Here is a 12,849-nt window from a genome sequence, read left to right on the forward strand (position 1 = left end):
TCGGGGATGCTCTTCCGCCCGCCCTATAAGAGGCTGGAGCGAGAGCGGGAAATCGGGGGCTGACGAGCGATCGTCACGCAGGCGCCCGGGCTGGCAACGGCCCGGGCGTTTGCCGTTCCGGCGATGAGCCAACAACTTGACGCCGCCGACGATCACTCCATGACATCTGTCACCCGGTCGATGCCGGCGGAAAGTCGGGAGCTTCCAGACTGCGACTCCCCGTCGGCACCCCGACTTTCTGCCATCGCCAGACTTAACGCCGGATGACCATCGGCATCAGAAACTGGCCGATACCGTCAATCCATAGGTTCTGGGATCGCCCGGCTGGCCGACGACCAGTCCTGTACTACCCGATTGGGTGGCGAGCACATCGTAATAGTTCTGGTCGAAGGCATTGCGCAGCCACAGGAAAGCATTCCAGCTCTTCTCGGCCTTGAAGCCCAGGCGGAAGTTGCTGAGCGCATAGCCGTTGATGTCGGTGTAGAGCGACCGCGACGGGTTGGACGAGAATTTCGAACGGTAGCTGCCGTCATACCCCAGATAGAATTGACCATCGACGCCCGCGACCCGCGCCGGCAGGTCGTATTCGGCGCCATAGGAGAACGCCCAGCGCGATACGCCCGGCAACCATTGGCCTGAGATGTTGCAGTTCGCGGGGCTGAGGCCCGGCGTGCCGGCGGCCGCCGGCGTCTGACCCGCGCCGACCGTGGTGCCGCCCGTCAGTTCCGGCGGACACGGCGCATCGACGAAGCGGACATAGCTGGCATCGGTGAAGGCGCCATTGGCGTACAGGTTGATCCGGCTGGTCGGGCGGAAGGCCGAATCGACCTCGATCCCGCGCGTCCGGACCTTGCCGGCATTGGCCAGATAGCCGCGCAGCACGCCCACCTGATTGTTGGTGACCGTGGCCTGATAATCCTCGATCTCGGTCCAGAAGCCCGCGATGTTCACCGTCGCGCGGCGATCGGCGAACTGCGTCTTCAGGCCGAGTTCGAAATGGTTGACCTTTTCGGGCCGAACCGTTGCAACCGACAGGATCGGGTTGTTCTGGGCATCGAGCGGCAGGCCCGACAGGTTGATGCCGCCGGACTTATAGCTGCGGGCATAGGTGGCGTAATAGTGGACGTCCGGGCTGATGTTGTAGGCGACGGTCAGGTCGCCCGACACGTTCCAGTTATCGAAGCTGGGATCATAGGACTGCGGCGCCAGCACGCCGCGCTGGTCGTTGGTCAGCGCGGTGTTGGTGCCGTTGGTGACCAGCGAAACATACGACCCGTCCTTCTTGTCGTAATTCACGCGTAGACCGGGGGAGATCGAGAGCTGGTCGCTGGCATGCCAGGTCAGCTTGCCGAATACTGCCGCCGACGTGTTGGTGAAGCCGATCGTGTTGCGCGACGTCAGGTTGTTGAGCGTGGCGGGAATACAGGCGGTCGTCGTTGCCGTGGCGCAACCGGAGGCACCGGGCCGCACGCTGGCGCCGGGATTGAGCAGGAAACGGCTGGCCGCCGGTCCCTGAACCTGCAACCCCTGCGTATCGATCTCCTGATAGAAATAGAACGCACCGACCACGTAATCGAGCGCGTTGCTGCCGTTCGACGCGAGGCGCAATTCCTGCGTCACCTGGCTCTGCTGCGACGGGTTCGCCGACACGGTGGTTACGCCCAAGCCGATGAAATCGCGGTCGTTCGACGGATTCCAGTGCCAGAATCGATAGGCGGATACCGAGGTCAGCGTGGCCGCCCCCAGATCCCAGTTGGCGACCAGCGACAGGCCGCCCAGTTCCTGCTTCGCGCGAAGATCGGTGTCGACATCGGTGACGCGGTCGAACGCGTTGGTCGACGGCACGACATAGCCCTGCGCGGCGGCAAGCGCGGCGTATTGGCGGTTCAGCGGCCGCTGCGTCGCGCCGGTCCGCGCATAATACTGGACGCAGCAATTGGGGTTCTGGCGGTTGTAATCGCCGTACAGCGTCAGATCGAGATTGGGCGCGGCCTTCCACAGAATTTGGGCACGCAGACCGAGATTGTCCTGGCTGTTCTGATATTCGTCCTGCCGGACATTGTAGATCGTGCCGCGCCGCGTGGTGACCGACGTCGACAGCCGGATCGCGACCTTGTCGTCGACCAGTGGGCCGGACACGGATGCCTTGCCCTGGAAGAAATCGAGATTGCCGGCGGTCAGTTCGACCCGTGCCTCCGGCGTGAAGCTGGGTTTGCGGGTGATGACGTTGATCGCACCCGCCGTCGTGTTCTTGCCGTACAGCGTACCCTGCGGACCACGCAGGACTTCGATCCGCTCGGTATCGGTGAAGTCGAACGTCGCCGAGGCGATACGGCTGTAATAGACCTGATCGACATAGATGCCGACGCCCTGTTCGATCCCGTCGTTGGTCAGGCCGAAAGGCGCGCCGAGGCCGCGGATATTGGCGGCCGAATTGCGCGGATTGGTCGAATAGAATTGCAGCGTGGGCTGAAGCTGGGTCAGGCGACTGACATTATAGGTGCCTGTCTCCGCCAGTGCGGTGCCGCCGATGACCGAGATCGCGATCGGCACCTGCTGGATCGATTCGGCCCGCCGCCGGGCGGTGACGACGATATCGCCGCCGGTGTTCGCCACAGCCGGACCGGTACGGCCGGTTGCGGCATCGTCTTCGGGGGCCGGCGCCGGCGTGGTGGCGGGCACCGCCTGATCCGCCGGAACCTGCGCGGGCGCGGGCGTGGCGGCCTGTAGAGCCAGAAGCAAGGCAAGCGTCGACGTCATCAAAATCCCCTTTGTTGCCCGTAAACTCCATCATTCGGGTGGAGTTTGAAACAAGCTTCCGTTTGGGGCGGGTGAAGTGCAGCTTCGGGGGTGAAGGCGGCAGCTTACCCTGTGGTTGCCGCGTCCACTCTCGCGGGGTCATAATACCGATTCGATAATTCCGACGTGTCGTCATCGCGAGCTTAGCGAAGCAACCCGGCGTTCCGCGCGCTGCCCTGGATTGCTTCGCTGCGCTCGCAACGATGGCCATTCATCGATCTTCCTTCCTCTCCCGTGGGAGAAGGCATTCTCAGACCAGACGGCTCTGTTTGACGGCGGCTTCGATGAAGCTGGCGAACAGGGGGTGCGGATCGAACGGTTTGGACTTCAGCTCCGGGTGGAACTGGACGCCGACGAACCACGGATGGTCGGGCCGCTCGACGATCTCCGGCAGCGTGCCGTCGGGCGACATGCCGCTGAACACCAGCCCGCCTGCTTCCAGCGCCGCCTTGTAATGCGTGTTCACCTCGTACCGGTGGCGATGCCGCTCCGAAATATCGGTGGTGCCATAGATCGAGGCAACGACCGAATTGCCAGTCAGCTTCGCGGCATAGGCGCCCAAGCGCATCGTGCCGCCCATGTCGCCCTGCTCCTCGCGCTTCTCCAGCCCGTCACGACCCATCCATTCGGTGATGAGGCCGACGACCGGTTCTTCGGTGGGCCCGAATTCGGTGGAGGATGCACCGGCGATACCCGCGAGATCGCGGGCGCCCTCGATACAGGCCATCTGCATGCCGAAGCAGATGCCGAAATACGGCACCTGCCGCTCGCGCGCGAAGCGGACGGAGGCGATCTTGCCCTCCGCGCCACGCTCCCCGAACGCGCCGGGGACGAGGATCGCGTGGCAGGGTTCCAGGTGCGCGGCGATCTCCGCCTGATCGTCGCCCTCGAACAGTTCGGCGTCGATCCAGCGGACGTTCACCTTCACGCGGTTGGCGATGCCGCCATGGACCAGCGCTTCGTTCAACGACTTGTAGGCGTCCTGCAGCCCGACATATTTGCCGACGACGCCGACCGTCACCTCGCCCTCCGGATTGGTCAGGCGATCGACGATGTCCGACCAGCGCGACAGGTCGGGCGCGGCGCCGGGTTCGATCCCGAACGCGCGCAGCACTTCCTCGTCCAGCCCCTCGGCGTGATATTGCAGCGGCACGGCGTAGATGCTCCTGGCATCGAGCGCCGGGATGACGGCGGCGGCGGGCACGTTGCAGAACGAGGCGATCTTGGACCGCTCCGACGGCGGCAGCGGATGCTCGCAGCGGCAGACCAGCACGTCGGGCGCGACGCCCAGGGCGGCGATCTCGCGCACCGAATGCTGGGTCGGCTTGGTCTTCAGTTCGCCGGCGGCGGCGATATAGGGGACCAGCGTGACGTGGATCGAGATCGACTGGCCGCGACCCAGTTCGTTCTTCAGCTGGCGGATTGCCTCGATGAAGGGCAGCGACTCGATATCGCCGACGGTGCCGCCGATTTCGCACAGCACGAAATCGAGGTCGTTGCCGTCCTCGTCGATCGTGTCGGCGCGCGCGAACGCCTTGATGGCGTCGGTGACGTGGGGAATGACCTGCACCGTCGCGCCCAGATAATCGCCGCGCCGTTCGCGGGTGATGACCTGATGATAGATCCGGCCCGACGTGACGTTGTCGGACTGGTGCGCCGCGACGCCGGTGAAGCGTTCGTAATGGCCGAGGTCGAGGTCGGTTTCCGCGCCGTCGTCGGTCACATAGACCTCGCCGTGCTGATACGGGCTCATCGTGCCGGGATCGACGTTCAGATACGGATCGAACTTGCGAATCCGGACCTTGTAGCCGCGCGCCTGCAACAGCGCCGCGAGGGAGGCCGCCATGAGCCCCTTGCCGAGCGACGAGACCACGCCGCCGGTGATGAAGATGTACCGTGCCATGGGAGGAATCGCCTAGCTTGGATGGGACACGCGCGACAAGCGCCCGCGAAGCTCGCAGGCGCCGCGATTGCGGTGAATGGAGTTTTAGTTGGCGAGCGGGACCGACGAATTGTCGGCCGGGCTGCCGGGGCCGACCTGCACCGGCTTGCCGGCGCCGGTGGTGACGGTGCCGTCGGCCGGCGTGTTCGGCACGGCATTATCCTGCGGCGCGGGAACGCCCTGCGGCACGCCAGGCTGCGTCGACACCGGCCGCGCGAGCGACGTGTCGATCGATTCGACCTTCCGCGTGGCGGCATAGACCGCCATCACGATCGAGAAGATCACGAACACGCTGGCCAGCACCGATGTGGCGCGGCTGAGGAAATTGGCGGCACCGCGCGCCGACATCAGTCCCGACGGGCTGCCGCCCATGCCAAGGCCGCCGCCTTCCGAGCGCTGCATCAGGATCACCGTCACGAGGGCGGCGGCGATGATGGCGTGAACGATGAGCAGGAAGGCGAACATGGATCGGGGGCGTTCCGGACATTGAAGGGGCGATGACGGCAGCGCACATAGGCCAGCCGCCCGGCGCGATCAACCGATCGCGGCCAAAAGCCGCTGCGCTGCGGGAAACCAGCCGTGCCTCAGGCGTTATGACATCGAAACGAAGCCCGACCCATCGGGCGACAATTCGGAAACACAGCGCCGTGGCCATATACGATCCCCATGCCCTATCGACCTGGATGACCGCGCTGGTGGACTATGTCCGCTCGGGCGAACCGGATCTGACCAATCGCCAGATGGCGTTGCTGCTGCTCGTCTATCTGAAACCGGGGCCGCATACGGTACGCGGACTGGCCGGCGCCTTGAACGTATCGAAGCCCGTCGTTACGCGCGCCTTGAACAGACTGGGCGCGCTCGGCTATCTGCGCCGGCAACGCGATGATAGCGACAAGCGCAACATCTTCGTCGCGCGCACTTCCGAAGGGGCAGTTTTTCTTGAAGAGTTCGGGCATTTCATCGGCGACGGCGCTCCCCACGCCATCCAGCGCGCCGTCGCGTAAGGCGTTCGCGCTGACGGGTCGTTCGGCGACGCTCGACCCGGCCACGAACGCGGTGCGCGCCGATCTGGCCGATGTCCGTCTCGCCGAACTCGTCTTCGCACCGCATTATGCCGCCCCGATGCCGCGCGTGCTGACGATCGATTCGGAACTTCGTGAGGCGCGGGCGCAAGATTCGAGCGTGATCGTCATGTTGAACAAGGGCGATGCGTTCGAGGTGCTCGACCTGATCGGCGAAGCGGCCTGGGGCATCGCGCCGGGCAATGGCCTGGTCGGGTATCTTCCCGCCGCCGCGCTGGGCAAGCCATCGATCGAGGATGTGGCGGCATGACCGCGCGGGTCTTTGTCGACGGCGCCGCCGGCACCACCGGCCTTGAAATCCGTGAGCGGCTAACCGGACGGGCCGGTATCGATCTCATCACGATCGACGACGCCCGCCGCAAGGACGCCGCCGCGCGAGCCGAGGCACTCAACGACGCCGATTTCGTCATCCTCTGTCTGCCCGACGATGCCGCGCGCGAGGCGGTGACGCTGATCCGCAACGACCGGACGCGGGTGATCGACGCCTCATCCGCCCACCGGGTCGCCGATGGCTGGACCTATGGCTTTGCCGAACTGGAGCCGGACGGTGCGGACCGCATCGCCGGGGCGGCGCGGGTATCCAATCCCGGTTGCTATCCCACGGGCTTTCTGGCGCTCGTCCGGCCGCTGGTACGCGGCGGACTGTTGCCGGCGGACTGGCCGGTCATGGTCAACGCGGTGTCGGGCTATTCGGGCGGCGGCAAGGCGATGGTCGCGGAATATCAGGCGGGCGGCGCCCCCGCCTTCCGCGCCTATGCGCTGGGGCTGGCGCACAAGCATGCGCCCGAGATGACGGTCCATGCCGGCCTGACCCACGCACCGATCTTCGCCCCCGCCGTGGTCGATACCTATCGCGGCATGGTGGTGGAGGTGCCGTTGCACCTGCACGCGCTGCCCGGCGCGCCGACGCTGGCGGCGGTGCGCGACGTACTGGCCGCGGCCTATACCGGCCAGCCGCTGGTGACCGTCGCCTATGACGATGCGGCGACGGTCGCGATCGAGGAACATGCCGGCACCGACGCGATGACGTTGCGTATCCACGGCAATGCCGCCACGGGTCAGGCGCGACTGATCGCGACGCTGGACAATCTCGGCAAGGGTGCCGGCGGCGCGGCGGTGCAGAATCTCAACCTGATGGCGGGTCTCGACCCCGTCGCCGGGCTTTCCCTGTAAAATAAAGGACAAGCGATGCCCCGCGACCCCGTAGCCAAGCTGCTGCTGTTCGGCGCGACCGGCGATCTGGCGCAGCGCATGTTGCTGCCCTCGCTCTATGGCCTTCATACCGATGGCCTGTTGCCGGCCGGGCTGACGATCACCGGTGCCGCTCGTCACGATTACAGCGACGAGACGTATCGCGATTTCGCGAAGAAGGCGCTCGACGAGTTCCTGCCCGAGGATCGCAAGGACGAAAGCGCAGTCGGCGCGTTCCTCGACCGGCTGTTCTACCAGCCGACCGACCTGTCCGATCCGGCGAGCTTCCAGCCGCTGGCCGACAAGATCGGCGACATTTCCGGCGGTCTTGCCATCTATTTATCGACCGCGCCGTCGCTGTTCGAATCGGCGATCGAGGGGCTGCAATCGGTCGGCCTCGCCGGCAACACCGTGCGGGTCGGGCTGGAAAAGCCGCTCGGGTACGATCTGGAGAGCAGCCGCGAGATCAACGACGCGGTCGCCAAGGCGTTTCCGGAAGAGCGCACGTTCCGCATCGACCATTATCTGGGCAAGGAAACCGTCCAGAACATCCTCGCGCTGCGTTTCGGCAACTCGTTCTTCGAACCGGTGTGGAATGCGCAAGGCATCGACAACGTCCAGATCACGATCGCCGAAAAGGTCGGTCTGGAGGAACGCGCGGGCTATTACGAGACCGCCGGCGCGCTGCGCGACATGGTGCAGAACCATATCCTGCAATTGCTGGCCTTGATCGCGATGGAGCCGCCGGCGCATTTCGACGGCGCCGATGTCCGTGACGAAAAGTCCAAGGTCTTCCGTTCCCTGCGGATGATGAAGCCCGAAGAGGTGCCGCACAACACGGTCACCGGCCAGTACAGCGACGGCGCGGTCGGCGGCCAGTTCGTCAAGAGCTATACCGAGGAACTCGGCAAGCCTTCCACCACCGAGACGTTCGTGGCGATCAAGGCGCATGTCGACAACTGGCGCTGGCAGGGCGTGCCCTTCTACCTGCGCACCGGCAAGCGCATGGCAGCACGGCGATCGGAAATCGCGATCCAGTTCAAGGCGGTGCCGCATTCGATGTTCGCGGGGCGCGGCGGGCTGCTCCAGCCCAACATGCTCATCATCCGTTTGCAGCCGGAAGAATATGTCCAGCTGCTGGTGATGGCGAAGGAACCGGGCCTCGACCGCGACGGCGTCCGCCTGCGCGAGGTGCCGCTGAACCTCAGCCTCGACGCCGAATTCGCCAAGAGCCGCCGCCGCATCGCGTACGAACGCCTGCTGCTCGACCTGATCGAGGGCGACCAGACGCTGTTCGTCCGTCGTGACGAGGTGGAGGCGCAGTGGAAGTGGATCGACGCGATCCGCGCGGGCTGGGTCGCCAACGACCAGAAGCCGAAAAGCTACCCCTCCGGCAGCTGGGGACCGAACGCCGCCGTCGCGCTGACCGAGCGCGATGGTGTGACGTGGCAGGATGACTGACGGCGGGGCGACCTGCTATAGGCGTGTCCGCTACGCCGCCACCTAATACGTATGCCGCCCGGATGCCGGGCTTACCGAATGTTGCGGGATGACGTACCGTCCCCGCTGGAGAGAATGCATGACCGAGATCGAATGGTGGGATTATGACGATGCGGCCGAACTGGCCAAAGCCGTCGCCGGCGATATCCAGTTCGTGATCGAAAGCGCGCTGGACGCGCGTGGATCGGCCGTGATCGCACTGGCTGGCGGCAAGACGCCCTTCCCCGCCTATGAGCATCTGGCCAAGGCCAAGCTGGACTGGAAGAAGGTCACGATCATCCCCACGGACGAACGGGTGGTGAAGCTGGGCGATCCCCTGTCGAACGTCACCGCGCTGGCCAAGATCTTCCTGCCCAAGGGCGCGCGGGTGATGCCGATCGTTCCGGAAGCGACGCCGGATTACAAGGCGGCCGGCGGCTCTGCCGACGCACTGATGCAGGACCTGCACTGGCCGCTGGATTTCTGCCTTCTCGGCATGGGTGGCGATGGCCATACCGCGTCGATCTTTCCCGGTCCCGATCTGGACGAGGCGCTGAATGGCCCCAGGGAACGCCGCGCACTGGGCGTCATGCCCGATCCGCTGCCACCCGAGGCGCCCGTCGCCCGTGTCACCCTGTCGCGCGCATCGATCGCATCGGCCCGCGCGCTGATGATCGTCGTCACCGGCGCCGACAAGCGCAAGGTGCTGGAACAGGCGATCTCGGAGGGCCCGTCCTCCCCCTACCCCATCGGCCGCGTCCTCGCCGACGTCGAACTGCCCGTCGATATCCACTGGAGCGAATAATGCTGAATGCCGCGGTTGCCGCCGTTACCGACCGGATCGTCGAGCGATCGCGGTCCACCCGGCGCGCCTATCTCGACCTGATCGACCGCGAGCGGGAGAACGGCATCCGTCGTCCGAACCTCGGCTGCGCGAACCTCGCCCATGCCTATGCCGGCACGGACGAGGATCGCGAGGCGATGAAGGCCGACCGCGGCATGAACATCGGCATCGTGACGTCGTACAACGACATGCTGTCGGCGCATGCGGTCTATTATCGCTACCCCGAACAGATGAAGGTCTGGGCACGCGAGGCCGGCGCGACCGCGCAGGTCGCGGGCGGCGTGCCGGCGATGTGCGACGGCGTGACGCAGGGCTATCCCGGCATGGAATTGTCGCTGTTCAGCCGCGACACCATCGCGCTGTCGACGGCGGTGGCGCTGAGCCATGGTACGTTCGAGGGGGCGGCGCTGCTCGGCATCTGCGACAAGATCGTGCCGGGTCTGTTGATGGGCGCGCTGCGTTTCGGGCATCTGCCGACGATCCTGATCCCCGGCGGGCCGATGCCCACCGGCCTGCCCAACAAGGCGAAGGCGGCGGTGCGCGAACGCTATGCGGTTGGCGATGCCAGCCGCGAGGAACTGCTGGACGCGGAAATCCAGGCCTATCACGGCAAGGGCACGTGCACTTTCTTCGGCACCGCCAATACCAACCAGATGATGATGGAGGTGATGGGCCTCCACATGCCCGGCTCCGCCTTCGTCAATCCGGGCACGAAATTGCGCCAGGAACTGACCCGCGCCGCCGTCCACCGGCTGACCGAGATCGGCGCACGCGGCGACGATTACCGCCCGCTAGGCTGGTGCGTCGATGAAAAGGCGATCGTCAACGCAGCGGTCGGCCTGCTCGCGACGGGCGGATCGACCAATCACCTGCTCCACGTCCCCGCCATCGCGCGGGCGGCGGGCGTCATCATCGACTGGGAAGATTTCGACCGATTGTCGGCGGCGGTGCCGCTGATCGCGCGCGTCTATCCCAATGGATCGGCCGATGTGAACGCGTTCGAGGCGGCGGGCGGCATGCCCTATGTCATCCGTGAATTGATTGGCAGCGGTCATCTGCATGCCGACCTGATGACCGTGTCGCCCGGCGGCATGGCGTCGTTCGGCGAGAAGCCGATGATGGATGGCGAGACGCTCGCCTGGGCCGATCCCGGCGTCAGCGGTGACGAGACGATCCTGCGCTCGCCCGCCGCGCCCTTTTCGGCGGATGGCGGCATGCGCATCCTTCAGGGCAATATCGGCCGCGCCTGCATCAAGGTGTCGGCGGTGGACAAGGAACGCTGGGTCGTCGAGGCGCCCGCGCGGGTATTCAACGACCAGCTCGACGTGCTGGAAGCGTTCAAGGCGGGCGAGCTGGAACAGGACGTCGTCGTCGTCGTCCGTTTTCAGGGTCCCCGCGCCAACGGCATGCCCGAACTGCACAAGCTGACGCCGCCGCTGGGCGTGCTCCAGAACCGCGGGTTCAAGGTCGCGCTGGTCACGGACGGCCGGATGTCTGGTGCCAGCGGCAAGGTGCCGTGCGCGATCCATTGCTCGCCCGAGGCGTTGCTGGACGGCGCGATCGGCAAAATCCGTGACGGCGACCGGATCCGCGTCGATGCAGTAGCCGGGACGGTCGATGCGCTGGTCGATGCCGCCGAATGGGCCGCCCGCCCGCTGGCCGTCGCGCCGCCCGCCGCCACCGGCATGGGCCGTGAACTGTTCGGCATGTTCCGCAGCTTGGCGGACGAGGCGGAAAAAGGCGCGTCGGCGGTGTTGGCCGGCGCGGGTCTATAAAAACTCCCTCTCCCCGACGGGCGCCCACGAAAGTATTACTTTCGTGGGACCCTGCCAGGGGAGAGGGCCGGGGAGAGGGGCAGTGCGGCGAAGTGGGTGGATTCCCCCTCTCCCCTGCCCTCTCCCCTGAAGGGGAGAGGGAGTAAAGATGCAGGTCGTCGCCGTCGATATCGGGGGAACCCATGCCCGCTTCGCGATCGCGGAGGTGGAGAACCGCCGCGTCGTGTCGCTGGGGCCGGTCATGACCCAGAAGACCGCCGAGCACGCCTCGCTGCAGACCGCGTGGCAGGCGTTCGAGGCCGCGCATGACGGCCCGCTGCCCCGCGCGGCAGCGATCTCGGTCGCCTCGCCGATTACGGGCGACGTCATCCGGCTGACCAACAATCCCTGGGTCATCCGCCCGTCGCTGATCCCGGAAAGGCTGAACGCCGAGACCTATACGATCATCAACGATTTCGGCGCGGTCGGCCATGCCGTCGCGCAGTTGCCGTCGGCCGATTTCGAGCATCTGTGCGGGCCGGAGGAAGCCGGCCTGCCGACCGAGGGCGTCACCACCGTCTGCGGCCCCGGCACGGGTCTGGGCGTGGCACAGGTGTTCAAGCACGACGGCGAATACCACGTCCTGTCTACCGAGGGCGGGCACATGGACTATGCACCGCTCGACGGGATCGAGGATACGTTCGTCCGCCGCCTGCGCAAGACGTTCACGCGCGTTTCCGCCGAGCGCGTAGTCGCCGGCCCCGGCATCATCGCGATCTATGAAACGCTTGCCGAGATGGAGGGGCGCGCCGTCCCCAGCCGCGACGACAAGACGATCTGGGCGGAGGCGCTGGACGGCACCGATTCGATCGCGCTCGCCGCGCTCGACCGGTTCTGCCTCGCGCTCGGATCGGTGGCGGGCGATCTCGCGCTGGCGCATGGCGCGAAGGCGGTCGTGATTGCCGGCGGCCTTGGCTTGCGGATCAAGGACAAGCTGCTGCGATCGGGCTTCGATCAGCGCTTCGTGGCCAAGGGCCGCTTTCAGTCGATGATGTCGAAGATCCCCGTCAAACTCATCACCCATCCCCAGCCGGGCCTGTTCGGCGCCGCCGCCGCCTTCGCCCAGGAACATCAAAGGACCGCCTCATGACCGATATACTCACCATCATGCGCACCAGCGCCGTCATCCCCGTGCTGGTGATCGACGACGCCGCCACCGCCCGCCCGCTGGCCGAGGCGCTGGTCGCCGGCGGCCTGCGCGTGCTGGAGGTGACGATGCGCACCCCCGCCGCGCTCGATGCGATGGCGGAGATGAAGAAGGTGCCGGGCGCGATCGTCGGCGCCGGCACGGTGGTGTCGACCGAGCAGTTCGAACAGGTCATGGCCGCCGGTGCCGAATTCATCGTCTCGCCGGGCCTGTCGCAGGGTCTGGGCGAGGTGATCGTGCGTTCCGGCGTGCCGTTCCTGCCGGGCGTCGCGACGGCAGGCGACATCATGCGCGGGCTGGACATGGGCCTGACTAACTTCAAGTTCTTCCCGGCGGAGACCAGCGGCGGGATCAAGGCGCTGAAGGCGCTGGCCGCGCCATTCTACCAGTGCCGCTTCTGCCCCACCGGCGGCATCACCGAAGCGAGCGCACCCGACTGGCTGGCGGTCGAGCCGGTCGAATGCGTCGGCGGCAGCTGGGTGACGGGCGGCACGATGGCCGAGGTCGAGGCAAAGGCACGCGCCGCGGCGGCGCTGCGCGGTTGATCGACG

At 66.2% G+C, this 12,849-nt stretch carries 11 protein-coding genes; 8 read left to right on the forward strand and 3 right to left on the reverse strand.

All coding sequences use genetic code 11. The features are described 5' to 3' along the window. Window positions 1–276: 276 nt before the first annotated feature. The 3 genes from JAO74_RS05375 to secG all read right to left on the reverse strand — a co-directional run bounded on the left by JAO74_RS05375 (window position 277) and on the right by secG (window position 5,206). Window positions 277–2,760, reverse strand: coding sequence for a TonB-dependent receptor (locus tag JAO74_RS05375; RefSeq protein WP_199035877.1), 2,484 nt, complete (start codon window positions 2,758–2,760; stop codon window positions 277–279). A gap of 289 nt (window positions 2,761–3,049) precedes the next feature. After that, window positions 3,050–4,702: a CTP synthase gene (locus JAO74_RS05380; protein ID WP_199035879.1), complete on the reverse strand. Its 1,653-nt coding sequence runs from the start codon at window positions 4,700–4,702 to the stop codon at window positions 3,050–3,052. Between the two features lie 84 nt (window positions 4,703–4,786). Continuing rightward, window positions 4,787–5,206, reverse strand: a complete 420-nt coding sequence (secG, locus tag JAO74_RS05385) for a preprotein translocase subunit SecG (protein ID WP_199035881.1) — start codon at window positions 5,204–5,206, stop codon at window positions 4,787–4,789. Between the two features lie 218 nt (window positions 5,207–5,424). Here secG and JAO74_RS05390 point away from each other — a divergent pair, with 218 nt between their 5' ends. The 8 genes from JAO74_RS05390 (at window position 5,425) to eda (ending at window position 12,843) form a co-directional block, all read left to right on the forward strand. Continuing rightward, the gene (locus tag JAO74_RS05390; RefSeq protein WP_056525920.1) at window positions 5,425–5,745 is read left to right on the forward strand and encodes a MarR family transcriptional regulator; all 321 of its coding nucleotides are present in this window, start codon (window positions 5,425–5,427) and stop codon (window positions 5,743–5,745) included. Then, window positions 5,681–6,073, forward strand: coding sequence for an SH3 domain-containing protein (locus tag JAO74_RS05395; protein WP_332908736.1), 393 nt, complete (start codon window positions 5,681–5,683; stop codon window positions 6,071–6,073). Before JAO74_RS05390 ends, JAO74_RS05395 begins: the two co-directional genes overlap by 65 nt. Beyond that, on the forward strand, window positions 6,070–6,996 hold the full coding sequence (gene argC, locus JAO74_RS05400) for an N-acetyl-gamma-glutamyl-phosphate reductase (RefSeq protein ID WP_199035883.1): 927 nt from the start codon (window positions 6,070–6,072) through the stop codon (window positions 6,994–6,996). The genes JAO74_RS05395 and argC overlap by 4 nt, the downstream gene beginning before the upstream one ends. A 15-nt stretch (window positions 6,997–7,011) precedes the next feature. Next, window positions 7,012–8,475 carry a glucose-6-phosphate dehydrogenase gene (gene zwf / locus JAO74_RS05405; protein WP_199035885.1) on the forward strand — a complete coding sequence of 488 codons (1,464 nt, stop codon included), beginning with the start codon at window positions 7,012–7,014 and terminating at the stop codon, window positions 8,473–8,475. 118 nt (window positions 8,476–8,593) lie between these two features. Beyond that, entirely contained in the window at window positions 8,594–9,298 is a 705-nt protein-coding gene (gene pgl / locus JAO74_RS05410) for a 6-phosphogluconolactonase (RefSeq protein WP_199035887.1), read from the forward strand. After that, a complete protein-coding gene (gene edd / locus JAO74_RS05415) occupies window positions 9,298–11,112 on the forward strand; it encodes a phosphogluconate dehydratase (protein ID WP_233150684.1) in 1,815 nt (604 codons plus the stop codon). The genes pgl and edd overlap by 1 nt, the downstream gene beginning before the upstream one ends. 148 nt (window positions 11,113–11,260) lie before the next feature. Then, window positions 11,261–12,241, forward strand: a complete 981-nt coding sequence (gene glk / locus JAO74_RS05420) for a glucokinase (protein ID WP_199035889.1) — start codon at window positions 11,261–11,263, stop codon at window positions 12,239–12,241. Next, complete coding sequence (eda, locus tag JAO74_RS05425) at window positions 12,238–12,843, forward strand: bifunctional 4-hydroxy-2-oxoglutarate aldolase/2-dehydro-3-deoxy-phosphogluconate aldolase (protein ID WP_199035891.1); 606 nt, start codon at window positions 12,238–12,240, stop codon at window positions 12,841–12,843. The genes glk and eda overlap by 4 nt, the downstream gene beginning before the upstream one ends. Window positions 12,844–12,849: the final 6 nt, after the last annotated feature.

This window comes from Sphingomonas mollis (assembly GCF_016427505.1).
In the GTDB taxonomy this organism is placed as follows: domain Bacteria; phylum Pseudomonadota; class Alphaproteobacteria; order Sphingomonadales; family Sphingomonadaceae; genus Sphingomonas; species Sphingomonas mollis.